The sequence below is a fragment of the Streptomyces sp. NPDC031340 genome (genome assembly GCF_055569945.1).
In genome coordinates this window covers 1-25,543 of the sequence record NZ_JBVIIE010000013.1, presented here as the reverse complement: position 1 = coordinate 25,543, position 25,543 = coordinate 1, and the positions used below count along the sequence as shown (strand labels likewise).

Here is a 25,543-nt window from a genome sequence, read left to right as displayed (position 1 = left end):
GCCCCGGATCATGCGCGGCTCGCACGGGATCCCGACACCATGTCATGGCCGCCCGCCCGCAGATCCGGCGCGCGGCGGCCCGAGAGGGAGTACGAGAAGGTGGCAGCACCTAAGAGGGGCCGTATCGCGAGCGCCCAGAGCAAACCATGGCGCTCGCTAGCCCTCATCCTGATCGCCATCGTGGCGCTCACCGCAGGGATGTTCGCCTCCGGGCACACCACCCCGCGTCTCGGCATCGACCTGGCCGGCGGCACGAGCATCACGCTGCGGGCGGTCGCCGAGCCGGGCCAGGCGTCCGCGATCAACAAGACCAACATGGACACCGCGGTGGAGATCATGAACCGCCGTGTCAACGGTCTTGGCGTCTCGGAGGCCGAGGTTCAGACCCAGGGTGACAAGAACATCATCGTCAACATCCCCAAGGGCACGAACTCGAAGGAGGCACGGCAGCAGGTCGGCACCACCGCCAAGCTGTACTTCCGCCCGGTGATCGCGACCGAGAGTTCCGGTGGCGCCGCCACGGCCAGCCCGTCGCCGAGCGTCTCCAGCAGCGCCTCGGGCAAGGCGACCGAAAAGGCGACGGACAAGTCCACCTCGTCGGCCACTCCCTCGGCCTCCTCGACCTCCCAGGGCCGCGCCGTCACCGACGCGCTCAAGGCGGACTCGTCCCCGAGCGCCAGCGCCAGCGCGAGTGCGAGCGCGTCCTCCAGCGCCTCTCCGTCCGCGAGCGGCAGCACAGCCACCAGCAAGCTCGAAGCGCAGTACGCCGCGCTCGACTGCAGCAAGAAGTCCGTCCGCGCCAAGGCCGGCAAGGGCGCCAAGCCCACCGAGCCCACCGTCGCCTGCGGCGAGACCTCGCCGGGCCAGTGGCAGAAGTACGTCCTCGGCCCCGCCGAGGTCGACGGCACCGACGTCAAGAAGGCGCAGGCCGTCTTCAACACGCAGACCGCCGCCGGGTGGACCGTCACCATGGACTTCACGTCCAAGGGCACCAAGAAGTTCGGCGACGTCACCGGCAAGCTGGCCAAGAACCAGCCCCCGCAGAACCAGTTCGCCATCGTCCTGGACGGCGACGTCGTCTCCGACCCCCGCGTCAACGAGGCGCTGACCGGCGGCAACGCGGAGATCTCCGGCAACTTCAGCCAGGAGGAGGCCCAGAGCCTCGCCAACATGCTGAAGTACGGCGCCCTGCCGCTGACCTTCAAGGAGGACAGCGTCACCACGGTGACCGCCGCGCTCGGCGGTGAGCAGCTGCACGCCGGTCTGATCGCGGGCGCCATCGGCCTCGCCCTGGTCGTCGTCTACCTGCTGGTCTTCTACCGCGGCCTGTCGGTCATCGCGATCCCCTCGCTGCTGGTCTCCGCGCTCCTCACGTACGTGATCATGACGCTGCTCGGCCCGGCCATCGGCTTCGCGCTGAACCTGCCGGCCGTCTGCGGCGCGATCGTCGCCATCGGCATCACCGCGGACTCGTTCATCGTGTTCTTCGAGCGCATCCGCGACGAGATCCGCGAGGGCCGCTCGCTGCGGCCGGCCGTGGAGCGGGCCTGGCCGCGTGCCCGGCGCACCATCCTGGTCTCCGACTTCGTGTCGTTCCTCGCCGCCGCGGTGCTGTTCATCGTCACCGTCGGCAAGGTCCAGGGCTTCGCGTTCACGCTCGGCCTGACCACCGTGCTCGACGTGGTCGTCGTCTTCCTGTTCACCAAGCCGCTGATGACGATCCTCGCGCGCCGGAAGTTCTTCGCGAACGGCCACAAGCTCTCCGGCCTGGACCCCAAGGCCCTGGGCGCCAAGGCGCCGCTGCGCCGCACCCGTCGTCCCGCCCGCCCCGCCGACCCGAAGGAGGCGTGAGATGTCCAAGCTCGGCAGCCTCGGCGCCCGACTGCACCGCGGCGAGGTCGGCTACGACTTCGTCGGCAACCGCAAGCTCTGGTACGGCATCTCGATCCTGATCACCATCACGGCCGTCCTCGGCCTGGCGGTGCGCGGCCTGAACATGGGCATCGAGTTCCAGGGCGGCGCGGTCTTCACCACGCCCAAGAACATGAGCGTCTCCGTCGCCCAGACCGAGACGTTCGCGCAGGACGCCTCCGGTCACGACGCCATCGTCCAGAAGCTCGGCGACGGCAGCCTGCGCATCCAGATCGCCGGCATCGACACCGACAAGTCGGACCGCATCAAGGACCAGCTGGCCAAGGACCTCAAGGTCAACACGGAGAAGATCAACGCCGACCTGGTCGGCCCGAGCTGGGGCGACCAGATCGCCAACAAGGCCTGGCAGGGCCTGGCGATCTTCATGATCCTCGTGGTGATCTACCTGGCGATCGCCTTCGAGTGGCGCATGGCGGTCGCGGCGCTCGTCGCACTGATCCACGACATCACCATCACCACCGGCATCTACGCCCTCGTCGGCTTCGAGGTCACGCCGGGCACGGTGATCGGTCTGCTGACGATCCTCGGTTACTCGCTCTACGACACGGTCGTCGTCTTCGACAGCCTCAAGGAGCAGACGAAGGACATCACCAAGCAGACCCGCTGGACGTACAGCGATGTCGCCAACCGCTCCATCAACGGCACCCTGATGCGTTCCATCAACACCACGGTGGTCGCGCTGCTGCCGGTCGCGGGCCTGCTGTTCATCGGCGGCGGCGTCCTCGGCGCGGGCATGCTGAACGACATCTCGCTGTCGCTGTTCGTCGGTCTCGCGGCGGGCGCGTACTCCTCGATCTTCATCGCCACGCCCCTGGTCGCCGACCTCAAGGAGCGCGAGCCGCAGATGAAGGCGCTCAAGAAGCGCGTCCTCGCCAAGCGCGCCCAGGCCGCCGCGCAGGGCGAGCCGCTGGAGCCCGAGGACGGCGGCGCGCTCCACGACGACGAGCCCGAGGACGCCGCCCCGGCGGTCGTCGGCCCGCGCAACCAGCCCGCGTCCCGCACCCGGGGCCGCGGCCGCTCCTCGGGCAAGCGCCGATGACCGGCATCGAGGAACTGCTGCTGAGCCGCATCCGTGACGTGGCCGACTACCCGGAGCCGGGGGTGATGTTCAAGGACATCACCCCGCTCCTGGCGGACCCGGCGGCCTTCACGGCGCTCACCGACACCCTCGCCCGGTTCGCCTCCGGCACCGGCGCCACCAAGGTCGTCGGCCTGGAGGCCCGCGGCTTCATCCTCGGCGCCCCGGTCGCCGTCCGCGCCGGCCTGGGCTTCGTCCCGGTACGCAAGGCGGGCAAGCTCCCCGGGGCCACCCTCGCCCAGTCCTACGAGCTGGAGTACGGCTCGGCGGAGATCGAGGTGCACGCCGAGGACCTCACCGCCGAGGACCGCGTCCTGATCGTCGACGACGTCCTCGCCACCGGCGGCACCGCGGAGGCGTCCATCCAGCTCATCCGCAGGGCCGGCGCCGAGGTCGCGGGCCTCGCCGTCCTGATGGAGCTCGGCTTCCTCGGCGGCCGCACCCGCCTGGAGCCCGCGCTCGGCAGCGCTCCGCTGGAGGCGCTGCTCGTGGTCTGAACGCCCTTGCCGGGCAACGGGGCGGGTGCCGGAGGAATCCGGCGCCCGCCCCGTGCGTTTCCCTGGTGTACGGCCCTCACAGTGGCCTGACGGCGATCCTCAGGCCCAGGATCGCTACCATGGGATCTCCGGAGCCTGACCGGGGACCCGGATCGCGCACGAGGAGTCCTCTTGCCAGACGAGGCCCAGCACCTGACCGCCGCCAAGCCCGAGTCCGCCTCGGCAGCCGCGGCGAAGCCCGCGCCGAACACGCCGCACGCGAAGAACGACACCCGCGGGCCGGTCGAAGGCGCCGTCACGCCCGTCGACAAGCCGGCCGACCACGCGCGCCCCAAGCCCGCCCCCGCGGAGCGCACCCAGACGGCCCCCGCCGTCCGCCCGAACGCCGGCCCGCCCGCCCGCAGCGGCTCCTCCAACCGCGTCCGCGCCCGCCTCGCCCGCCTCGGAGTCCAGCGCTCCAACCCCTACAACCCGGTGCTGGAGCCGCTGCTGCGGATAGTGCGCAGCAACGACCCGAAGATCGAGACGGCCACGCTCCGCCAGATCGAGAACGCCTACCAGGTGGCCGAGCGCTGGCACCGCGGACAGAAGCGCAAGAGCGGCGACCCGTACATCACGCACCCGCTCGCGGTGACCACCATCCTCGCCGAGCTGGGCATGGATCCGGCCACCCTGATGGCGGGCCTGCTGCACGACACCGTCGAGGACACCGAGTACGGCCTCGACCAGCTGCGCCGCGACTTCGGCGACCAGGTCGCCCTCCTCGTCGACGGCGTCACCAAGCTGGACAAGGTCAAGTTCGGCGAGGCCGCCCAGGCCGAGACCGTGCGCAAGATGGTCGTCGCCATGGCCAAGGACCCCCGCGTCCTGGTCATCAAGCTCGCCGACCGCCTGCACAACATGCGCACCATGCGCTACCTCAAGCGCGAGAAGCAGGAGAAGAAGGCCCGCGAGACCCTCGAGATCTACGCGCCGCTCGCCCACCGCCTGGGCATGAACACCATCAAGTGGGAGCTGGAGGACCTCGCCTTCGCGATCCTCTACCCCAAGATGTACGACGAGATCGTCCGCCTGGTCGCCGAGCGCGCCCCCAAGCGCGACGAGTACCTCGCCATAGTGACCGACGAGGTGCAGCAGGACCTGCGCGCCGCCCGCATCAAGGCGACCGTCACCGGCCGCCCGAAGCACTACTACAGCGTCTACCAGAAGATGATCGTCCGCGGCCGCGACTTCGCGGAGATCTACGACCTGGTCGGCATCCGCGTCCTCGTCGACACCGTCCGCGACTGCTACGCGGCACTGGGCACCGTCCACGCCCGCTGGAACCCGGTTCCGGGGCGGTTCAAGGACTACATCGCGATGCCCAAGTTCAACATGTACCAGTCGCTGCACACGACGGTGATCGGCCCCAACGGCAAGCCGGTCGAACTCCAGATCCGCACGTTCGACATGCACCGCCGCGCCGAGTACGGCATCGCCGCGCACTGGAAGTACAAGCAGGAGGCCGTCGCCGGCGCCTCGAAGGTGCGCACCGACGCGCCCCGCACGTCCGCCAAGGACAAGGACGCCATCAACGACATGGCGTGGCTGAGGCAGCTGCTGGACTGGCAGAAGGAGACCGAGGACCCCAGCGAGTTCCTGGAGTCCCTGCGCTTCGACCTGTCCCGCAACGAGGTCTTCGTCTTCACCCCCAAGGGTGACGTCATAGCGCTCCCGGCCGGGGCCACCCCGGTCGACTTCGCGTACGCCGTCCACACCGAGGTCGGCCACCGCACGATAGGAGCACGGGTCAACGGCCGCCTCGTACCGCTGGAGTCGACGCTCGACAACGGCGACCTGGTCGAGGTCTTCACCTCCAAGGCAGCCGGCGCCGGCCCCTCCCGCGACTGGCTCGGCTTCGTCAAGTCGCCGCGCGCCCGCAACAAGATCCGGGCCTGGTTCTCCAAGGAGCGCCGCGACGAGGCGATCGAGCAGGGCAAGGACGCCATCGTCCGCGCCATGCGCAAGCAGAACCTGCCGATCCAGCGCATCCTGACCGGCGACTCGCTGGTCACGCTCGCGCACGAGATGCGCTACTCCGACATCTCCGCGCTGTACGCGGCGATCGGCGAGGGCCACGTCTCCGCGCAGAACATCGTGCAGAAGCTCGTCCAGGCGCTCGGCGGCGAGGAGGCGGCCACCGAGGAGATCGACGAGTCGGTCCCGCCGACCCGCAGCCGCAAGCGCCGCGCCAGCTCCGACCCCGGCGTCATCGTCAAGGGCGTCGAGGACGTGTGGGTCAAGCTCGCCCGCTGCTGCACGCCCGTGCCGGGCGACCCGATCATCGGTTTCGTCACGCGGGGCAGCGGCGTATCGGTTCACCGCAGCGACTGCGTCAACGTGGAGTCACTGTCCCGGGAGCCCGAGCGCATCCTCGACGTCGAGTGGGCGCCCACGCAGTCCTCGGTCTTCCTGGTCGCCATCCAGGTCGAGGCGCTGGACCGCTCCCGGCTGCTGTCGGACGTCACCCGCGTCCTGTCCGACCAGCACGTCAACATCCTCTCCGCGGCCGTGCAGACCTCCCGCGACCGTGTCGCCACCTCCCGCTTCACCTTCGAGATGGGCGACCCCAAGCACCTCGGGCACGTCCTGAAGGCGGTACGGGGCGTCGAGGGCGTCTACGACGTGTACCGGGTGACGTCGGCCCGCAACAGGTCGTAGAGCAGGACGCGGAAACACACAACGCGGAAGCAGGCGACGAGACGACGAAGAGGGCGCCCGCACCAGGTGCGGGCGCCCTCCTCAGGTGTTCCGGCGGCTCAGCCGCCGAACTCCTGCAGGCCCTTCAGAGCCTGGTCCAGCAGCGCCTGACGGCCCTCCAGCTCGCGCTCCAGCTTGTCGGCCTTGGCCGTGTTGCCCTGGGCGCGTGCCTGCTCGATCTGGCCCCGGAGCTTGTCCACGGCCGCCTGCAGCTGGCCGGTGAGGCCCTCGGCACGCGCGCGTGCCTCCGGGTTCGTCCGGCGCCACTCGGCGTCCTCCGCCTCCTGGATGGCCCGCTCGACGGCGTGCATCCGGCCCTCGACCCGCGGACGCGCGTCCCGCGGCACGTGACCGATGGCCTCCCAGCGCTCGTTGATCGAGCGGAAGGCGGCGCGGGCGGCCTTCAGATCCGTCACCGGGAGCAGCTTCTCGGCCTCCTCGGCCAGCCCCTCCTTCAGCTTCAGGTTCTCGCCCTGCTCGGCGTCCCGCTCGGCGAAGACCGAGCTGCGGGCGGCGAAGAACACGTCCTGGGCGCCGCGGAAGCGGTTCCACAGGTCGTCCTCGTGCTCGCGCTGGGCGCGGCCCGCCGCCTTCCACTCCGCCATCAGCTCGCGGTAACGGGCGGCCGTCGGCCCCCAGTCCGTCGACCCGGACAGCGCCTCGGCCTCCGAGACCAGCCGCTCCTTGATCCTGCGGGCGTCCTCGCGCTGCGCGTCCAGCGACGCGAAGTGGGCCTTGCGGCGCTTGGAGAACGCCGACCGGGCGTGCGAGAAGCGGTGCCACAGCTCGTCGTCCGACTTGCGGTCCAGCCGCGGCAGACCCTTCCAGGTGTCCACCAGCGCCCGCAGCCGCTCGCCGGCCGCCCGCCACTGGTCGGACTGCGCCAGCTGCTCCGCCTCCTCGACCAGCGCCTCCTTGGCGTGCCGAGCCTCGTCGGACTGCTTGGCGCGCTGCTGCTTGCGCTCCTCACGACGCGCCTCGACGGTCCGGACGAGGCCGTCCAGACGCGTACGCAGGGCGTCCAGATCACCGACCGCGTGATGGGCGTCGAGCTGCTCACGGATGTGCTCGATCGCCGCCAGCGCGTCCTTCGCGGACAGGTCGGTGGTCTTCACTCGCTTCTCGAGGAGGCCGATCTCGACAACCAGGCCCTCGTACTTGCGCTCGAAATAGGCCAGCGCCTCCTCGGGGGAGCCCGCCTGCCAGGAACCGACGACCTGCTCGCCGTCGGCCGTACGCACGTACACGGTCCCCGTCTCGTCGACGCGGCCCCACGGGTCGCTGCTCACAGCGCCTCCTCCACATGATGCCGACGGGAGGTCTCAGCGCCCCCGGGCATCGTCCACAGTTTCGTCACGGCCAACATAGGCGACCGGCGGGTTGCCTGTCCGCATCCCGCGCGACCGAAATTCCGCACTTCGGGGTCGGGATGGCTCAGGATTTCGTGACCGTCGCCTTGTCGATCACGACCGTCGCATTCGGGGCCCCGTCGCCCGCGCCCGTGCTCTCGCCGGCCGCGGCGATTTTCTTCAGTACCTTCATCCCGGAGGCCGAAACCGTACCGAACGGGGTGTAACTCGGCGGGAGCTGGCTGTCCTGGTAGACGAGGAAGAACTGGCTGCCGCCGGTGTGCTTCTGCCCGGTGTTCGCCATCGCCACGGTGCCCGCCGGGTAGACGTTGTTCTTCAGGCTCTTGTCCTTCAGGTTCTCGTCCGGGATGGTGTAGCCGGGACCACCGCTGCCGCTGCCCGTCGGGTCGCCGCACTGCAGCACGTAGATGCCGTTGGTGGTGAGCCGGTGGCACTTCGTGTGGTCGAAGTAGCCCTTGCCGGCCAGGAAGTCGAAGGAATTCACGGTGTGCGGGGCCGCCGACGCCTTCAGCGCGATGTCGATCTCACCGCACGTCGTGGCGAGCTTCATCGTGTACTTCGCCGACTCGTCGATGGTCATGGCCGGCTCCTTCTTCCAGCTCATCTTCTCCACCGACCCCTTGGCCGCCTTCTCGCACGGGTCCGGCGCCTTGCTGGGCGCGGAGGCGCTCGGGCTGGCCTTGGAGCTCGCGTCGGACTTGTCGTCGTTCTTCAGGACCCCGGTCGTGTACAGCGCCAGGCTGCCGATGACGACGACGCCGAGCACCGACGCGATCACGGAGTTGCGGACGCGCGCCTTGCGCCGCGCCTCCGTGCGCCGCTGCTGCTGCCGCAAGAACTTCTCCCGCGCGAGCTGCCGCTTTCGCTGTTCCTGGGTGACCACGGGGTTATCTCCTCATGCGTCTGGTACGCCGACTGGGACGCGTGCGACTGGTGAGCCGACCGCCTGCGTGTGCCCCGTACCGTATATGGGTTCGCTGAGGATTCGGCAGCGCCGGTAGGCTTCGACGACAGGCGCGACCACCGAAAAGCGCCCCCGTACCGACACAAACGAAGGACGATCGTGCTCATTGCCGGGTTCCCCGCCGGTGCCTGGGGGACGAACTGTTACCTCGTCGCCCCCGCCGCCGGTGAGGAGTGCGTGATCATCGACCCGGGCCACCAGGCCGCCGCGGGAGTCGAAGAGGCGCTGAAGAAGCATCGGCTCAAGCCCGTCGCCGTCGTCCTCACCCACGGCCACCTCGACCACGTGGCCTCGGTCGTCCCGGTGTGCGGCGCGCACGACGTGCCCGCCTGGATCCACCCCGCGGATCGCTACATGATGAGCGACCCCGAGAAGGCGCTCGGCCGTTCCATCGGAATGCCGCTGATGGGCGAGCTGACGGTGGGGGAGCCGGACGACGTCAGGGAGCTGGCCGACGGCGCGGAGCTCTCGCTCGCCGGGATGGGCTTCTCCGTCGCGCACGCCCCGGGCCATACCAAGGGGTCGGTGACCTTCCGGATGCCCGAGACCGCGGACGTCCCGCAGGTCTTCTTCTCGGGCGATCTGCTCTTCGCCGGCTCCATCGGACGCACCGACCTGCCCGGCGGCGACATGGCCGAGATGCTCGACTCGCTGGCCCGCGTGTGCCTGCCGCTCGACGACTCGACCGTGGTGCTGTCCGGCCACGGCCCCCAGACGACCATCGGCCAGGAGCGCGCCACCAACCCGTACCTGCGGCAACTGGCCGCGGGCAGCCGGGGCCCCGGTGCCCAGCCCGCTCCCCGACGAGGAATGTGACGAGAGACCTTCCGTGAGCACCTTCAAGGCCCCCAAGGGCACGTACGACCTGATCCCGCCGGACAGCGCCAAGTACCTGGCCGTCCGCGAGGCGATCGCCGCGCCCCTGCGCGGCGCCGGTTACGGATACATCGAGACGCCCGGCTTCGAGAGCGTGGAGCTCTTCGCACGCGGTGTCGGCGAGTCGACCGACATCGTGACCAAGGAGATGTACGCCTTCGAGACCAAGGGCGGCGACAAGCTCGCCCTGCGTCCCGAGGGCACGGCCTCCGTGCTGCGCGCCGCGCTGGAGGCGAACCTGCACAAGGCGGGCAACCTCCCGGTCAAGCTCTGGTACTCCGGCTCCTACTACCGCTACGAGCGCCCGCAGAAGGGCCGCTACCGGCACTTCTCCCAGGTCGGCGCCGAGGCGATCGGCGCGGAGGACCCGGCGCTGGACGCCGAGCTGATCATCCTCGCCGACCAGGCGTACCGCTCGCTGGGCCTGAGCCACTTCCGCATCCTGCTCAACAGCCTGGGCGACAAGGAGTGCCGGCCGGTGTACCGGGCCGCGCTGCAGGACTTCCTGCGCGGACTGGACCTCGACGAGGACACCCTGCGCCGCGCGGAGATCAACCCGCTGCGCGTCCTGGACGACAAGCGCCCGGACGTGCAGAAGCAGCTGACCGACGCCCCGCTGCTGCGCGACTACCTCTGCGACGCCTGCAAGGCGTACCACGAGGAGGTCCGCGAGCTGATCACCGCCGCGGGCGTCGCCTTCGAGGACGACCCCAAGCTGGTGCGCGGCCTGGACTACTACACGCGCACCACCTTCGAGTTCGTCCACGACGGTCTCGGCTCGCAGTCCGCGGTGGGCGGCGGCGGCCGCTACGACGGACTGTCGGAGATGATCGGCGGCCCCGCCCTGCCGTCCGTCGGCTGGGCACTCGGCGTCGACCGCACCGTGCTCGCCCTGGAGGCCGAGGGCGTGGAACTCGCGCTGCCCTCCACCACCAGCGTGTTCGCCGTCCCGCTCGGCGAGGACGCCCGCCGCGTGCTGTTCGGCAAGGTCACCGAGCTGCGCAAGGTCGGCATCGCCGCCGACTTCTCCTACGGCCACAAGGGCCTCAAGGGCGCGATGAAGAACGCCAACCGCAGCGGCGCCCGCTACACGATCGTGGCCGGCGAACGCGACCTCGCCGAGGGCGTCGTCCAGCTCAAGGACATGGAGTCCGGCGAGCAGGCGGCGATCGGGGTCAACGAGATCGTGGCCGAGCTGGAGTCCAGGCTCGGCTAGCACGGACCCCTCCGGCGCGACGGCGGCATCCGCGGACGTCAACTCCGCGGGTGCCGGTTCGTCCGTGCTGATGATCCCGCCGGTCCCGCCGATTCCGCGCGCGGGCGCCGGATGCCCTGCGGCATCGGCCGGAACCGAACGGTCGGGGGCCTGCCCGCGCACGTCCTTATGCCCACCGAACGGTGAACGGGGCGTGCGGTACGGCACAATGGCCCTGCCCGAAGAAGGTCCAGTCCCCGAGCAGACGGAATCGGCGTGATGAGCAAGACGACAGTCAAAGACGTCTCCACGGAGCCCGAGCCCGAGCCGCCGGCGGAGCGCAGCGCGGCGGAACCGCGGACGGCGGGCGGCAGCCGTGCCTTCGCCGTCCTGCTGCTGATCACCGGCGCGGCCGGCCTGCTCGCCTCGTGGGTCATCACGATCGACAAGTTCAAGCTCCTCGAGGCCAAGGTCGCGGGCAAGACCTTCACCCCCGGCTGCAGCCTCAACCCCGTCGTCTCCTGCGGCAGCGTCATGGAGAGCAAGCAGGCCGCCGCCTTCGGGTTCCCCAACCCGATGCTCGGCCTGGTCTGCTACGGCATCGTGATCTGCGTCGCCATGAGCCTGTTCGCCCGCGCCCGCTTCCCGCGCTGGTACTGGCTCACCTTCAACGCCGGCACCCTCTTCGGCGTCGGCTTCTGCGCCTGGCTGATGTTCCAGTCGCTGTACCGGATCAACGCCCTGTGCCTGTGGTGCAACCTGGCCTGGGTCGCGACGATCATCATGTTCTGGTACGTGACCTCGTTCAACGTGCGCAACGGCTTCCTGCCCGCGCCGAAATGGCTCAAGGGCTTCTTCGGCGAGTTCACCTGGGTCCTGCCGGTGCTGCACATCGGCATCATCGGCATGCTGATCCTGACCCGCTGGTGGGACTTCTGGACCAGCTGACCGGCCCGAAGGGATTGTCGGTGCGGTGATTTAGGGTTTGGGACGTGGAGCCCGACCTGTTCACCGCCGCAGCAGAAGAACGCCAGGAGAAGGATCCGGCAGCGAGCCCGCTGGCCGTGCGGATGCGTCCGCGCACCCTCGACGAGGTGGTGGGTCAGCAGCACCTGCTGAAGCCGGGCTCGCCGCTGCGCAGACTGGTCGGCGAGGGCGGTGGCGAGGGACGGGTGGGACCCGCGGGGCCCTCCTCGGTGATCCTCTGGGGCCCGCCCGGCACCGGCAAGACGACCCTGGCCTACGTCGTCTCCAAGGCCACCGACAAGCGCTTCGTGGAACTGTCGGCCATCACCGCGGGCGTCAAGGAGGTCCGCGCGGTCATCGACGGCGCCCGCCGCGCCACCGGCGGCTACGGCAAGGAGACCGTCCTCTTCCTCGACGAGATCCACCGCTTCTCCAAGGCCCAGCAGGACTCCCTGCTGCCCGCGGTCGAGAACCGCTGGGTGACGCTGATCGCGGCGACCACCGAGAACCCGTACTTCTCGGTGATCTCCCCGCTGCTGTCCCGCTCCCTGCTGCTGACCCTCGAACCGCTCACCGACGACGACCTGCGCGGCCTGCTGCGCCGCGCCGTCGGCGACGAGCGCGGCCTGAAGGGCGCCGTCGCGCTCCCCGAGGACACCGAGGAGCACCTGCTGCGCATCGCCGGCGGCGACGCCCGCCGCGCCCTGACCGCACTCGAGGCCGCCGCCGGGGCCACGCTCGACAAGGGCGAGACGGAGATCGGCCTGCGCACCCTGGAGGAGACGGTCGACCGGGCGGCGGTGAAGTACGACCGCGACGGCGACCAGCACTACGACGTCGCCAGCGCCCTCATCAAGTCCATTCGCGGCTCCGACGTCGACGCGGCGCTGCACTACCTCGCCCGCATGATCGAGGCCGGCGAGGACCCCCGCTTCATCGCCCGCCGCCTGATGATCTCCGCGAGTGAGGACATCGGCCTGGCCGACCCGAACGCCCTGCCGATCGCGGTCGCCGCCGCCCAGGCCGTCGCCATGATCGGGTTCCCCGAGGCCGCCCTCACCCTCAGCCACGCCACCATCGCCCTCGCCCTGGCCCCCAAGTCCAACTCCGCGACGACCGCGATCGGCGCCGCCATGGGCGACGTGCGCAAGGGACTGGCGGGCCCGGTGCCGCGCCACCTGCGCGACGGCCACTACAAGGGCGCCGCCGAACTGGGGCACGCGCAGGGCTACGTGTACCCGCACGACCTGCCCGAGGGCATCGCCCAGCAGCAGTACGCCCCGGACGCCCTCAAGGACCGCGAGTACTACACCCCGACCCGGCACGGCGCCGAGGCACGGTACGCGGACGCGGTCGAGTGGACCCGCAAGCACCTGGGTCGAAAGCGGTCCTGAACGCCCTGTAGGATTCGCCGTAGCGCTGAGTCCCGCGCAGTCAGAGCGGGACAGTCAGCCGGAGCCCCGGTCCTTCGGGGGCGGGCTCCAGGAGCGTCGCGCACCGTCGAACGGTGTCGCGGGCAGCCCACCACCACCCGGGATCCCGGGAGGGGCGGTGGGCCACTCGCGTGCTGCACATAGTGCCCAGACCAGGGGAGCGGCTGCCCGCAAGGTCCCACGCGGACCTGACGGGTCTCCCCGGCTGCGGATGCGACCTCCCTCGACTCTGACAAGCCGAACACCAGGAAAAGAGAGACAGTGGCGAACCAGTCCCGCCCCAAGGTCAAGAAGTCGCGTGCGCTCGGCATCGCGCTGACCCCGAAGGCCGTCAAGTACTTCGAGGCCCGCCCCTACCCGCCGGGTGAGCACGGCCGTGGCCGCAAGCAGAACTCGGACTACAAGGTCCGTCTGCTCGAGAAGCAGCGTCTGCGCGCGCAGTACGACGTGTCCGAGCGCCAGCTCGTCCGCGCCTACGAGCGTGCCTCCAAGGTTCAGGGCAAGACCGGTGAGGCCCTGATCATCGAGCTCGAGCGCCGTCTCGACGCCCTGGTCCTGCGTTCGGGCATCGCCCGCACCATCTACCAGGCCCGCCAGATGGTCGTCCACGGCCACATCGAGGTCAACGGCCAGAAGGTCGACAAGCCCTCGTTCCGCGTCCGTCCCGACGACGTCGTGATGGTCCGCGAGCGCAGCCGCGAGAAGACCCTCTTCGCGATCGCCCGCGAGGGCGGCTTCGCCCCCGACGGCGAGACCCCGCGCTACCTCCAGGTGAACCTCAAGGCCCTGGCGTTCCGCCTGGACCGCGAGCCGAACCGCAAGGAGATCCCGGTGATCTGCGACGAGCAGCTCGTCGTCGAGTACTACGCCCGCTGATCACCGGCAGGCCGTAGCACCTCAGCCCGCCGTCTCCCCACCTCTCCGGGTGGGCGAGGCGGCGGGTTCCTGCGTCTCCAGGGCCCCCGCGACCGCAGGTTCCCGCGTCTCCCGGGCCGGCCCGCCCGCGGGCCGCCGCACGCCGCGCAACTTGCCCTCCCGCGAGCGGGAAACCGGTACGGAGCGGCGCCCCCGGCGCGATAGGCTCGGTACGACTTTCCCGATGTTCAGGCACGTTTCAGGGAGCAGGTGCACACGGTGTCCGGTGGCGAGGTGGCCGGGATCCTGGTGGCCGTCTTCTGGGCGATCCTGGTCTCCTTCCTCGCCGCCGCACTGGTGAGGCTGGCCCAGACGCTGAAGGCGACCACCAAGCTCGTGGCGGACGTGACCGATCAGGCGGTCCCGCTGCTGGCCGACGCCTCCGCGGCGGTGCGTTCCGCGCAGACCCAGATCGACCGGGTCGACGCGATCGCCTCCGACGTCCAGGAGGTCACGGCGAACGCCTCGGCGCTGTCGACCACCGTCGCCTCCACCTTCGGCGGCCCGCTGGTCAAGGTCGCGGCCTTCGGCTACGGGGTGCGCCGGGCCCTGGGCGGCGGCAAGGAGGACGTGCCCGCCAGGACGTCGAGGCGTACCGTGATCGTGGGCCGCACCGTCCCGGCCGCGCGGCGGGGCAGACGAAACGTCCGCGAGAACCTCCGTGAGAATCTCCGCGGAAAGAAGGACTAGGTCAGGGATGTTCCGCCGTACGTTCTGGTTCACCACAGGCGTGGCCGCCGGGGTGTGGGCCACCACCAAGGTCAACCGCAAGCTGAAGCAGTTGAGCCCGGAGAGCCTCGCCGTGACCGCGGCCAACAAGGCGCTCGACGCGGGTCACCGCATCAAGGACCGCGCGGTCGGCTTCGCGCTCGACGTCCGCGACAACATGGCGCAGCGGGAGGCCGAACTGGGCGACGCGCTCGGGATCGACGCGAATCCCGAACTGCCGGCGCCCCGGCGCTACCCCGCCATCGAGAACCGCAGCAATCCGAAGCACGTCGACGACACGACGTACCAGACGTACTCGTACAACCGGAATGAGGACCACTGATGGAGTCGGCCGAGATTCGCCGCCGCTGGCTGAGCTTCTTCGAGGAGCGCGGGCACACCGTCGTCCCTTCGGCGTCGCTCATCGCGGACGACCCGACTCTGCTCCTCGTCCCGGCCGGCATGGTTCCCTTCAAGCCCTACTTCCTGGGTGAGGTCAAGCCGCCCTTCCCGCGCGCGACGAGCGTGCAGAAGTGCGTGCGCACGCCCGACATCGAAGAGGTCGGCAAGACCACGCGGCACGGCACCTTCTTCCAGATGTGCGGCAACTTCTCCTTCGGCGACTACTTCAAGGAAGGCGCCATCAAGCTCGCCTGGGAGCTGCTCACCACGCCCCAGGGCAAGGGTGGTTACGGCCTGGAGCCGGAGAAGCTCTGGATCACCGTCTACCAGGACGACGACGAGGCCGAGCGGATCTGGCACGAGGTCGTCGGCGTGCCCAAGGAGCGCATCCAGCGCCTGGGCATGAAGGACAACTTCTGGTCCATGGGCGTCCCCGGCCCGTGCGGCCCCTGCTCCGAGATCAACTACGACCGCGGCCCCGAGTTCGGCGCCGAGGGCGGTCCCGCCGTCAACGACGAGCGGTACGTGGAGATCTGGAACCTCGTCTTCATGCAGTACGAGCGCGGCGAGGGCACCGGCAAGGACAACTTCGAGATCCTCGGCGACCTGCCGAGCAAGAACATCGACACGGGCCTCGGCCTGGAGCGGCTCGCCATGATTCTGCAGGGCGTGCAGAACATGTACGAGATCGACACCTCCATGGCCGTGATCGACAAGGCCACCGAGCTGACCGGTGTGGCCTACGGCGACGCCCACGGCTCGGACGTCTCCCTGCGCGTGGTCACCGACCACATGCGCACCGCCACCATGCTCATCGGCGACGGCGTCACCCCCGGCAACGAGGGCCGCGGCTACGTCCTGCGCCGCATCATGCGCCGCGCCATCCGCAACATGCGCCTGCTCGGCGCCACCGGCCCGGTCGTCAAGGATCTCATCGACGTCGTCATCGGCATGATGGGGCAGCAGTACCCGGAGCTGGTCACCGACCGCGAGCGCATCGAGAAGGTCGCCCTCGCCGAGGAGAACGCCTTCCTCAAGACGCTGAAGGCCGGCACCAACATCCTCGACACCGCCGTCACCGAGACCAAGGCCGCCGGCCAGACCGTGCTGCCCGGCGACAAGGCGTTCCTGCTGCACGACACCTGGGGCTTCCCGATCGACCTCACCCTGGAGATGGCCGCCGAGCAGGGCCTCTCCGTGGACGAGGACGGCTTCCGCCGCCTGATGAAGGAGCAGCGGGAGCGCGCCAAGGCCGACGCCCAGGCCAAGAAGACCGGCCACGCCGACCTGGGCGCCTACCGCGAGATCGCCGACGCCGCCGGCGCGACCGAGTTCATCGGCTACACCGACACCGAGGGCGAGTCCACGGTCGTCGGCATCCTCGTCGACGGCCTGTCCTCCCCGGCCGCCACCGAGGGCGACGAGGTCGAGATCGTCCTCGACCGCACCCCGTTCTACGCCGAGGGCGGCGGCCAGATCGGCGACACCGGCCGCATCAGGACCGACTCCGGCGCCGTCATCGAGGTCCGCGACTGCCAGAAGCCGGTGCCGGGCGTCTACGTCCACAAGGGCGTCGTCCAGGTCGGCGAGGTGACGGTGGGCGCCAAGGCGCACGCCGCCATCGACAACCGCCGCCGCAAGGCCATCGCCCGCGCCCACTCGGCCACCCACCTCACCCACCAGGCCCTGCGTGACGCCCTCGGCCCGACGGCCGCCCAGGCCGGCTCCGAGAACCAGCCCGGCCGCTTCCGCTTCGACTTCGGCTCGCCCTCCGCCGTCCCGACGGCCGTGATGACCGACGTCGAGCAGAAGATCAACGAGGTGCTCGCCCGCGACCTCGACGTCCGTGCCGACGTCATGGGCATCGACGAGGCCAAGAAGCAGGGCGCCATCGCCGAGTTCGGCGAGAAGTACGGCGAGCGCGTCCGCGTGGTGACCATCGGCGACTTCTCCAAGGAGCTGTGCGGCGGCACGCACGTGCACAACACCGCCCAGCTGGGTCTGGTGAAGCTGCTCGGCGAGTCCTCCATCGGCTCCGGCGTGCGCCGTATCGAGGCCCTGGTCGGCGTCGACGCCTACAGCTTCCTCGCCCGTGAGCACACGGTCGTCAACCAGCTCACCGAACTGCTCAAGGGCCGCCCGGAGGAGCTGCCGGAGAAGGTCTCCGCCATGCTCGGCAAGCTGAAGGACGCCGAGAAGGAGATCGAGAAGTTCCGCGCGGAGAAGGTGCTCCAGGCCGCCGCCGGTCTCGCCGAGTCCGCCAAGGACGTCCGCGGGGTCGCCGTCGTCACCGGGCAGGTCCCGGACGGCACCACCCCCGACGACCTGCGCAAGCTGGTCCTCGACGTGCGCGGCCGCATCCAGGGCGGACGGGCCGCCGTGGTCGCCCTGTTCACGGTCAACAACGGCAAGCCGCTCACCGTCATCGCCACCAACGAGGCCGCCCGCGAGCGGGGCCTCAAGGCCGGCGACCTGGTCCGCGCCGCCGCCAAGACGCTCGGCGGCGGCGGTGGCGGCAAGCCGGACGTCGCCCAGGGAGGCGGCCAGAACCCGGCCGCGATCGGCGAGGCCGTCGACGCGGTCGAGCGACTCGTGGCGGAAACCGCCAAGTGAGCCCAGCGATGCGCAGGGGCCGCCGACTCGCGATCGACGTCGGGGACGCCCGTATCGGGGTCGCCTCGTGCGACCCCGACGGGATCCTCGCCACCCCCGTGGAGACCGTCCCCGGCCGGGACGTTCCCGCGGCTCACCGCCGGTTGAAGCAACTGGTGGAGGAGTACGAGCCGATCGAGGTCGTCGTCGGCCTCCCGCGCTCCCTCAAGGGGGGCGAGGGGCCGGCGGCCGTCAAGGTCCGCGGCTTCGCCCAGGAACTGGCGCGCATGATCGCGCCCGTTCCGGTCAGGCTCGTCGATGAACGCATGACGACGGTGACGGCCGGCCAAGGACTGCGCGCCTCCGGCGTGAAGTCCAAGAAGGGCCGGGCCGTCATCGACCAGGCGGCCGCGGTGATCATCCTTCAGCAGGCGCTGGAATCCGAACGGGTGTCAGGTAAAGCACCCGGCGAGGGCGTCGAAGTGGTCATCTGATCGCGATACGGTAACGTTCCGCGCGATGCGCCGGTGTTCGAACAGCCGGAGCACAGAGAGAGGCGGGACGGGAACCCGATCTTCCCGGGCCGCGTTGACCGCCGCCTCGCGGCTCTAGGGGATCGATGACTGAGTATGGCCGGGGCCCAGGCTCCGAACCGTGGCATCCCGAGGACCCGCTGTACGGGGACGGCGGATGGGAAGGGCAGCAGGCCCAGGTGGGCCACCACGCTGCGCACGGCGGCCAGCCGCAGCACTACCCGCAGCAGCCGCAGCAGACGCAGTACGGCCACTGGGACGACGGCGGGCAGGCCGTATACGGTCACCCGCCGCAGCAGTACTACCCGCAGTACGACCAGCAGTACGACCAGCAGCAGTACGCAGGGCAGGAGCCACAGCAGTACGACGGCCAGGAACCGCAGCACTACCCGGGCCAGAACCAGCAGCACTACCCGGGCCAGGACCAGCAGCAGCACTACCCGCACCAGGGGCAGCAGCCGTACTACCCGGACCAGGGACAGCAGGCGTACGGCGACGGTCAGGGTCAGCAGGGATACGACAACGGCCAGGGACAGCAGCCGTATGCTGAGGGCGGCTGGGGTGCGGCGCAGCCGCAGGTCCCCTACCCGGCGGACCCCGCGGACGCCTATGGTCATCAGCCCGCCGCGTACGGCGGTGACCAGCCCGACCACTACGGCACTCCGGACGCCTACCCGCCGCCGGAGCCGCCCGCCCGCAGGCAGGCCGAAGCCCAGCCGCAGACCGACTGGGACCCCGGCCCCGACCAGGGCGAGCACGCGTTCTTCGCCGGCGGCGACGATGACGATGACGCTGACGACGAGGCCGACGACCCGCGGGACGGCCGCGGCGACCGGAGGGGCCGCGGCGGCAAGCCCAAGAAGCGCCGCAGCGGATGCGCCTGCCTGGTGGTGCTGCTGGTGTTCGGCGGCGGCGTCGGTGGTGTCGGATATTTCGGGTACCAGTTCTACCAGGATCGTTTCGGCGCGGCGCCGGACTACGCCGGAGACGGCAGCGGCGGGCAGGTGACCGTCCAGATCCCCAAGGGCGCGGGCGGTTACGAGATCGGACGGCGACTGAAGGACGCCGGCGTCGTCAAGAGCGTCGACGCCTTCGTGTCCGCGCAGCAGAAGAACCCCGAGGGCAACAAGATCCAGGCCGGCGCCTATCTGCTGAAGAAGCAGATGTCCGCCGCGAGCGCCGTGGAATTGATGCTCGACCCCAAGAGCCAGAACAACGTCCTGGTCAGACCGGGTGACCGGAACGTGGCCGTCTACAAGGCGATCGACGAGAAACTCGAGCTGAAATCCGGCACCACCAGAAAGGCCGCGCAGAAGAAGTACAAGAGCCTCGGTCTGCCGGACTGGGCGAACGACAACAGCAAGATAAAGGACCCGCTCGAAGGCTTCCTCTCCCCGGGCACCTATCCGGCCGCAAAGGGAATGAAGCCCGAGACGGTCCTCAAGGCGATGGTCACCCAGGCCGCGCGGAAGTACCGCGCGTACGACCTGGCCGCCAAGGCCGAGGCCCTCAAGCTGGACAGTCCGCTGCAGCTCATCACCGTGGCCAGCCTCGTCGAGGCCGAGGGCAAGACCGAGGACGACTACCGCAAGATGGCGGAGGTGGTCTACAACCGCCTCGATCGCGCCAACCCCGAGACGTACGGGCTTTTGCAGTTCGACTCGACCTTCAATTACGCGAAGGGTCAGAGCAACATCAACATCTCCGAGTCGGAGATCAACAGCAACAAGGACCCGTACAACACGTATACGAACAAGGGTCTGCCGCCGGGTCCGATCGACAATCCGGGCGACCTCGCGCTGAAGGCCGCAATGAATCCGACCCACCAGGGCTGGTACTACTTCGTCGCGACCGACGGCGTGAACAAGACGGAATTCGCCAGGACCCACGCGGAATTCCTGAAACTCAAGGAAAAGTTCAATGACAGCACGGGCCAGTGACGCCCGCCGGGCCGCCGTGCTCGGTTCGCCCATCTCCCACTCCCTCTCCCCGGTGCTGCACCGCGCCGCGTACCGGGAACTGGGTCTGGTCGGCTGGTCGTACGACCGCTTCGAGATCGACGAGGCCGCCCTCCCCGGGTTCCTGGACACCCTCGGGCCGGAGTGGGCCGGACTGTCGCTGACCATGCCGCTGAAGCGGGCCGTCATCCCGCTGCTCGACGGGATCAGCGACACGGCGGCGTCCGTGGAGGCCGTCAACACGGTCGTCCTCACCGGGGACGGCCGCCGTTTCGGCGACAACACCGACATCCCCGGCATGGTCGCCGCCCTGCGCGAGCGCGGCATCGAGCAGGTCGACTCGGCGGCGATCCTCGGCGCCGGCGCCACCGCCTCCTCCGCCCTGGCCGCGCTGGCCCGGATCTGCACCGGCGAGGTCGTCGTCCACGTCCGCAGCGAGGCGCGGGCCGCCGAGATGCGGCAGTGGGGGAAGCGGCTCGACGTCCAGGTGCGCATCGCGGACTGGACGGACGCCGCCTCCGCGCTGCGCGCCCCGCTGGTCGTCGCCACCACCCCGGCCGGCACCACCGACGCCCTCGCCGCCGCCGTCCCCGAGCGGCCCGCCACCCTCTTCGACGTGCTCTACGACCCGTGGCCGACCGAGCTGGCGGCCCGCTGGTCGGCGTACGGCGGAGCGGTCGTCAGCGGCCTCGACCTGCTGGTGCACCAGGCGGTGCTGCAGGTCGAGCAGATGACGGGCCGCAGCCCGGCTCCCGTCGCCGCCATGCGAAAAGCCGGCGAGCAGGCCCTGGCCGCCCGCTAGGATCCGCTCGGCCGCGCAGGGGGCGCAGCCGGGGAGGGGAAGCGTTCCGTGTCCGCAGGCATGTCCGTCGCGTCGGCCAAGAGCCAGATCTTCGAGGCCCTGCTCGGGTTCCTGCCCGACTGGGTGCAGTTCACCGTGATCGGCCTGGTCCTGCTCGCGGTCGTCGCGTCGTGGGTCGTCAAGCTCACACGGAAGCTCGCCTTCCGGCGCGCGGTGCGCGAGGGACGGCCGATCCACGCCGCGGCGCAGTACGGGCAGGGGCGGGGCGCCGACTACCTGGGCGCGTACGCGCCGGCACCGGGGCAGCAGGGCAGCGGCGCGGACCACCTGGGCGCGTACGCGCCGGCACCGGGGCAGCAGGGCAGCGGCGCCGATCATCTGGGCGCGTACGCGCCCCGGCCCCGCCCGCAGGACGGCTCCGCCCGGTCGTGACCTGACCGGCTCGCGTCCGCTTTGTGGACCGTCGGCCGGGTCCGGGGCCCGGACGTGGGAGGATCGGAGAAGGCGGGCCGGGACCGCGCACCTGGTCGCGCCGTCGCCGTACGCGAGGACGCGCGTACGCAAGGCAGTACCAGGGCGCGAGCACTGAGGAGCATCGTTGAGCAGGCTGCGTTGGCTGACCGCGGGGGAGTCCCACGGTCCCGCCCTTGTCGCGACGCTGGAGGGCCTCCCCGCCGGCGTGCCGATCACCACCGAGCTGGTCGCCGACCACCTCGCGCGGCGGCGGCTCGGCTACGGCCGCGGTGCGCGGATGAAGTTCGAGCGGGACGAGGTCACCTTCCTCGGCGGCGTCCGGCACGGCCTGACCCTCGGCTCCCCGGTGGCGATCATGGTCGGCAACACCGAGTGGCCGAAGTGGGAGCAGGTGATGGCCGCCGACCCGATCGACCCCGAGGTGCTCGCCGGGCTCGCCCGCAACGCCCCGCTGACCCGCCCGCGGCCCGGCCACGCCGACCTGGCGGGCATGCAGAAGTACGGCTTCGACGAGGCCCGGCCGATCCTGGAGCGCGCCTCCGCCCGGGAGACCGCGGCGCGGGTGGCGCTGGGGGCGGTGGCCCGCTCCTACCTGAAGGAGACGGCCGGCATCGAGGTGGTCTCGCACGTGGTGGAGCTGGCGGCGGCGAAGGCGCCGCGCGGCGTGTACCCGACCCCCGCGGACGTCACGAAGCTGGACGCCGACCCGGTGCGCTGCCTGGACGCCGACGCGTCGAAGGCGATGGTCGCGGAGATCGACCAGGCGCACAAGGACGGCGACACGCTCGGCGGCGTGGTGGAGGTGCTGGCCTACGGCGTGCCGGTCGGCCTGGGCTCGCACGTGCACTGGGACCGCCGGCTGGACGCGCGGCTGGCGGCGGCCCTGATGGGCATCCAGGCGATCAAGGGCGTCGAGGTCGGCGACGGGTTCGAGCTGGCGCGGGTGCCGGGCTCGAAGGCGCACGACGAGATCGTCACCACACCCGAGGGCATCAGGCGGACGTCCGGTCGTTCCGGCGGCACCGAGGGCGGGCTGACCACCGGTGAGCTGCTGCGGGTGCGCGCCGCGATGAAGCCGATCGCGACCGTGCCGCGGGCCCTGCAGACCGTCGACGTCGCCACCGGCGAGCAGGCGCAGGCCCACCACCAGCGCTCCGACGTGTGCGCGGTGCCGGCGGCCGGGATCGTGGCGGAGGCCATGGTCGCGCTCGTCCTCGCGGACGCCGTGGCGGAGAAGTTCGGCGGCGACAGCGTGGCCGAGACCCGCCGCAACGTGCGGTCGTACCTCGACCACCTGCCGATCCGATGAGCGGGCCGCTGGTCGTCCTGGTCGGGCCGATGGGCGTGGGCAAGTCCACCGTCGGCCGGATGCTCGCCGAGCGGCTCGGCGTGGCCTACCGGGACACCGACGACGACATCGTGGCCGAGCAGGGCCGCGCCATCGCCGAGATCTTCGTCGACGAGGGCGAGCAGGCCTTCCGCGCGCTCGAGAAGCAGGCCGTGCGCACCGCGCTGGCCGCGCACGACGGCGTCCTCGCGCTCGGCGGCGGCGCCGTCCTCGACGCCGACACCCGCGAACTGCTGGCCGGACGGCGCGTCGTCTACCTCTCGATGGACGTCGAGGAGGCGGTCCGGCGCACCGGCCTGAACGCGGCCCGCCCGCTGCTCGCCGTCAACCCGCGCAAGCAGTGGCGGGAGCTGATGGAGGCGCGGCGGCACCTGTACGAGGAGGTCGCCACGGCCGTCGTGCCCACGGACGGCCGCACGCCCGAAGAGGTCACCCAAGCCGCCCTGGACGCAATGGAGTTGACTGCATCTCCCGGGGGGCAACCCCCGGACCCCCGGCCGGAGGACGCTGTGGCGAACGAAGTGACAAGGATCCAGGTCGGCGGCAGCGCGGGCAGCGACCCCTACGAGGTCCTGGTGGGCCGTCAGCTCCTGGGAGAGCTGGCCGGGTTGATCGGGACCAAGGCCAAGCGGGTCGCGGTGATCCACCCGGAGGCGCTCGCCGAGACCGGCGAGGCGCTGCGCGCCGATCTCGCCGGGCAGGGCTACGACGCCGTCGCCATCCAGGTGCCCAACGCCGAGGAGGCCAAGACCGCCGAGGTCGCCGCCTACTGCTGGAAGGCGCTCGGTCAGTCCGGCTTCACCCGCACCGACGTCGTCGTCGGCGTCGGCGGCGGCTCGACCACCGACCTGGCCGGCTTCGTGGCCGCCACCTGGCTGCGCGGGGTGCGCTGGATCGCGGTCCCGACGACCGTGCTGGCCATGGTGGACGCGGCGGTCGGCGGCAAGACCGGCATCAACACCGCCGAGGGCAAGAACCTCGTCGGCTCCTTCCACCCGCCGGCGGGCGTGCTGTGCGACCTGGCCGCGCTGGAGTCCCTCCCGGTCAACGACTACGTCTCCGGCCTCGCCGAGATCATCAAGGCCGGCTTCATCGCCGACCCGGTGATCCTCGACCTGATCGAGTCCGATCCGCAGGCCGCCCGCAGCCCGTCCGGCCCGCACACCGCGGAACTCATCGAGCGCTCCATCCGGGTCAAGGCGGAGGTCGTCTCCGCCGACCTGAAGGAGTCGGGGCTGCGGGAGATCCTCAACTACGGCCACACCCTCGGCCACGCCATCGAGAAGAACGAGCGCTACAAGTGGCGGCACGGCGCGGCCGTCGCCGTCGGCATGCACTTCGCCGCCGAACTCGGGCGGCTCGCGGGCCGTCTGGACGACGCCACCGCCGACCGCCACCGCACGATCCTCCAGGCCGTCGGGCTCCCGCTGCACTACCGCCACGACCAGTGGCCCAAGCTGCTGGAGAACATGAGGGTCGACAAGAAGTCCCGCGGCGACCTGCTGCGCTTCGTCGTGCTGGACGGACTGGCCAAGCCCACCGTTCTGGAGGGCCCCGACCCGGCCGTGCTCGTCGCCGCGTACGGCGAAGTGGGCCAGTAGGCCCGGCCGGAACACCGGCCACCCGAAATCCCCTGTCCCCGACGGGCACTTCGCACCGTCCCCGGCCGTTTCACCGAACGACGGCGGGGGACGGTACCGTTCGGTAGCGAGCGGGGTCCGCGCAACGCGTGCCCCGCGGCGAGCGCCAATTGCCTGTACGAGACGGAGTGGCACCGGATGCAGCACGCAGTGGGTTCTCCGCTGCCGCCGCCCCACCAGCCGGGGCACGGACCGGCCGCCGGCTGGTCGTCGGCCGCACATCACCCGGGCCAGCACCCCCCGGCCCCCCAGCAGGGCTCGGCCCCCGTGCCCCCGGCACCGGGCTTCCCCGCCGCGCCGCCCGCGGCACCGCCCGCCGCGCACCAGGCCCCGGCCCCGCCGGTCCCCGAGACCACGGGGCACGTGCCGCTGCCGCCCGGCGGCCCGGTCGGCATGCCCAGCGTCCCGCCCGCCACCGCCGCGCCCGATCCGACCACCACGATCCTCGCGGTGCTGCTGATCGGCCCCGCGGGCGCCGGCAAGACCAGCGTCGCCAAGTACTGGGCCGACCACCGCCGGGTCCCCACCGCCCACATCAGCCTCGACGACGTGCGCGAATGGGTCCGCTCCGGCTTCGCCGACCCGCAGTCCGGCTGGAACGACAACTCCGAGGCGCAGTACCGCCTGGCCCGCCGCACCTGCGGGTTCGCCGCGCGCAACTTCCTGGCCAACGGCATCTCGTGCATCCTCGACGACGCCGTCTTCCCCGACCGCCCGGTCGTCGGCCTCGGCGGCTGGAAGCGCCACGTGGGCCCCGGCCTGCTCCCGGTGGTGCTGCTGCCCGGCCTGGAGGTCGTCCTGGAGCGCAACGCCGAGCGCACCGGCAACCGCCGCCTCAGCGACGAGGAGGTCGCCCGCATCCACGGCCGCATGGCGGGCTGGTACGGCTCGGGACTGCCGATCATCGACAACTCCCAGCTGGACGTGGCACAGACCGCCCACGTGCTGGACGAGGTGCTGGCGCGGGCGATCACCAGCCCCCCGAACTGGTAGCCGTCCTGGGGGGGGGGGGGGGGGGGGGGGGGGGGGGGGGGGGGGGGGGGGGGGGGGGGGGGGGGGGGGGGGGGGGGGGGTTGGGGTGTGTGTCTGTCCTCCCTCCTGGAGAAAAGAAGGGGGAAGAG

The 25,543-nt window shown here is 70.9% G+C and carries 21 protein-coding genes; 19 read left to right on the top strand and 2 right to left on the bottom strand.

Annotated elements, in window-relative coordinates; translation table 11 throughout:
- Nucleotides 1-99 precede the first annotated feature (99 nt).
- The 4 genes from secD to ACZ5GT_RS12110 all read left to right on the top strand — a co-directional run bounded on the left by secD (nt 100) and on the right by ACZ5GT_RS12110 (nt 6,207).
- On the top strand, nt 100-1,851 hold the full coding sequence (secD, locus tag ACZ5GT_RS12125; protein WP_469019759.1) for a protein translocase subunit SecD: 1,752 nt from the start codon (nt 100-102) through the stop codon (nt 1,849-1,851).
- A gap of 1 nt (nt 1,852) precedes the next feature.
- Complete coding sequence (gene secF, locus ACZ5GT_RS12120) at nt 1,853-2,971, top strand: protein translocase subunit SecF (protein WP_469019757.1); 1,119 nt, start codon at nt 1,853-1,855, stop codon at nt 2,969-2,971.
- A complete protein-coding gene (locus ACZ5GT_RS12115; protein ID WP_324788635.1) occupies nt 2,968-3,507 on the top strand; it encodes an adenine phosphoribosyltransferase in 540 nt (179 codons plus the stop codon). Before secF ends, ACZ5GT_RS12115 begins: the two co-directional genes overlap by 4 nt.
- 171 nt (nt 3,508-3,678) lie before the next feature.
- Nucleotides 3,679-6,207 carry a RelA/SpoT family protein gene (locus ACZ5GT_RS12110; protein WP_469019753.1) on the top strand — a complete coding sequence of 843 codons (2,529 nt, stop codon included), beginning with the start codon at nt 3,679-3,681 and terminating at the stop codon, nt 6,205-6,207.
- Between the two features lie 98 nt (nt 6,208-6,305).
- Here the strand turns inward: ACZ5GT_RS12110 and ACZ5GT_RS12105 are convergent, their stop codons facing one another.
- Both ACZ5GT_RS12105 and ACZ5GT_RS12100 read right to left on the bottom strand, forming a co-directional pair.
- Nucleotides 6,306-7,535, bottom strand: coding sequence for a DUF349 domain-containing protein (locus ACZ5GT_RS12105; protein WP_469019748.1), 1,230 nt, complete (start codon nt 7,533-7,535; stop codon nt 6,306-6,308).
- Nucleotides 7,536-7,680: 145 nt separating this feature from the next.
- Nucleotides 7,681-8,499, bottom strand: coding sequence for a peptidylprolyl isomerase (locus tag ACZ5GT_RS12100; protein ID WP_469019745.1), 819 nt, complete (start codon nt 8,497-8,499; stop codon nt 7,681-7,683).
- A 180-nt stretch (nt 8,500-8,679) separates the two neighbouring features.
- On the opposite strand from ACZ5GT_RS12100, the gene ACZ5GT_RS12095 reads away from it, so the two are divergent.
- From ACZ5GT_RS12095 to ACZ5GT_RS12025, 15 genes are all read left to right on the top strand, one after another.
- Complete coding sequence (locus tag ACZ5GT_RS12095; RefSeq protein WP_469019742.1) at nt 8,680-9,396, top strand: MBL fold metallo-hydrolase; 717 nt, start codon at nt 8,680-8,682, stop codon at nt 9,394-9,396.
- Nucleotides 9,397-9,409: 13 nt separating this feature from the next.
- Nucleotides 9,410-10,672, top strand: coding sequence for a histidine--tRNA ligase (gene hisS, locus ACZ5GT_RS12090; RefSeq protein WP_351884458.1), 1,263 nt, complete (start codon nt 9,410-9,412; stop codon nt 10,670-10,672).
- A gap of 258 nt (nt 10,673-10,930) precedes the next feature.
- On the top strand, nt 10,931-11,599 hold the full coding sequence (locus tag ACZ5GT_RS12085; RefSeq protein WP_469019739.1) for a vitamin K epoxide reductase family protein: 669 nt from the start codon (nt 10,931-10,933) through the stop codon (nt 11,597-11,599).
- A gap of 44 nt (nt 11,600-11,643) precedes the next feature.
- Nucleotides 11,644-13,011, top strand: a complete 1,368-nt coding sequence (locus ACZ5GT_RS12080) for a replication-associated recombination protein A (RefSeq protein ID WP_469019737.1) — start codon at nt 11,644-11,646, stop codon at nt 13,009-13,011.
- Between the two features lie 300 nt (nt 13,012-13,311).
- Nucleotides 13,312-13,926 (top strand): 30S ribosomal protein S4, encoded by a 615-nt coding sequence (gene rpsD, locus ACZ5GT_RS12075; RefSeq protein ID WP_324788627.1) that lies wholly within the window; start codon nt 13,312-13,314, stop codon nt 13,924-13,926.
- A gap of 249 nt (nt 13,927-14,175) precedes the next feature.
- Nucleotides 14,176-14,655: a DUF948 domain-containing protein gene (locus ACZ5GT_RS12070; RefSeq protein WP_469019732.1), complete on the top strand. Its 480-nt coding sequence runs from the start codon at nt 14,176-14,178 to the stop codon at nt 14,653-14,655.
- Nucleotides 14,656-14,662: 7 nt separating this feature from the next.
- Nucleotides 14,663-15,016 carry a hypothetical protein gene (locus tag ACZ5GT_RS12065; RefSeq protein ID WP_469019729.1) on the top strand — a complete coding sequence of 118 codons (354 nt, stop codon included), beginning with the start codon at nt 14,663-14,665 and terminating at the stop codon, nt 15,014-15,016.
- A complete protein-coding gene (alaS, locus tag ACZ5GT_RS12060; protein ID WP_469019727.1) occupies nt 15,016-17,688 on the top strand; it encodes an alanine--tRNA ligase in 2,673 nt (890 codons plus the stop codon). The genes ACZ5GT_RS12065 and alaS overlap by 1 nt, the downstream gene beginning before the upstream one ends.
- 8 nt (nt 17,689-17,696) lie before the next feature.
- Complete coding sequence (gene ruvX, locus ACZ5GT_RS12055) at nt 17,697-18,161, top strand: Holliday junction resolvase RuvX (protein ID WP_469020298.1); 465 nt, start codon at nt 17,697-17,699, stop codon at nt 18,159-18,161.
- A 125-nt stretch (nt 18,162-18,286) separates the two neighbouring features.
- Nucleotides 18,287-20,140 carry an endolytic transglycosylase MltG gene (mltG, locus tag ACZ5GT_RS12050; protein ID WP_469019724.1) on the top strand — a complete coding sequence of 618 codons (1,854 nt, stop codon included), beginning with the start codon at nt 18,287-18,289 and terminating at the stop codon, nt 20,138-20,140.
- Entirely contained in the window at nt 20,121-20,960 is an 840-nt protein-coding gene (locus tag ACZ5GT_RS12045) for a shikimate dehydrogenase (RefSeq protein WP_469019721.1), read from the top strand. Before mltG ends, ACZ5GT_RS12045 begins: the two co-directional genes overlap by 20 nt.
- Nucleotides 20,961-21,008: 48 nt before the next feature.
- Nucleotides 21,009-21,392, top strand: a complete 384-nt coding sequence (locus ACZ5GT_RS12040; RefSeq protein ID WP_469019718.1) for a hypothetical protein — start codon at nt 21,009-21,011, stop codon at nt 21,390-21,392.
- Nucleotides 21,393-21,558: 166 nt separating this feature from the next.
- Nucleotides 21,559-22,743: a chorismate synthase gene (gene aroC, locus ACZ5GT_RS12035; RefSeq protein WP_469019716.1), complete on the top strand. Its 1,185-nt coding sequence runs from the start codon at nt 21,559-21,561 to the stop codon at nt 22,741-22,743.
- Nucleotides 22,740-24,383: a 3-dehydroquinate synthase gene (gene aroB / locus ACZ5GT_RS12030; RefSeq protein ID WP_469019710.1), complete on the top strand. Its 1,644-nt coding sequence runs from the start codon at nt 22,740-22,742 to the stop codon at nt 24,381-24,383. The genes aroC and aroB overlap by 4 nt, the downstream gene beginning before the upstream one ends.
- Nucleotides 24,384-24,560: 177 nt before the next feature.
- The gene (locus ACZ5GT_RS12025) at nt 24,561-25,415 is read left to right on the top strand and encodes a Pro-rich N-terminal domain-containing protein (protein WP_469019705.1); all 855 of its coding nucleotides are present in this window, start codon (nt 24,561-24,563) and stop codon (nt 25,413-25,415) included.
- Nucleotides 25,416-25,543: the final 128 nt, after the last annotated feature.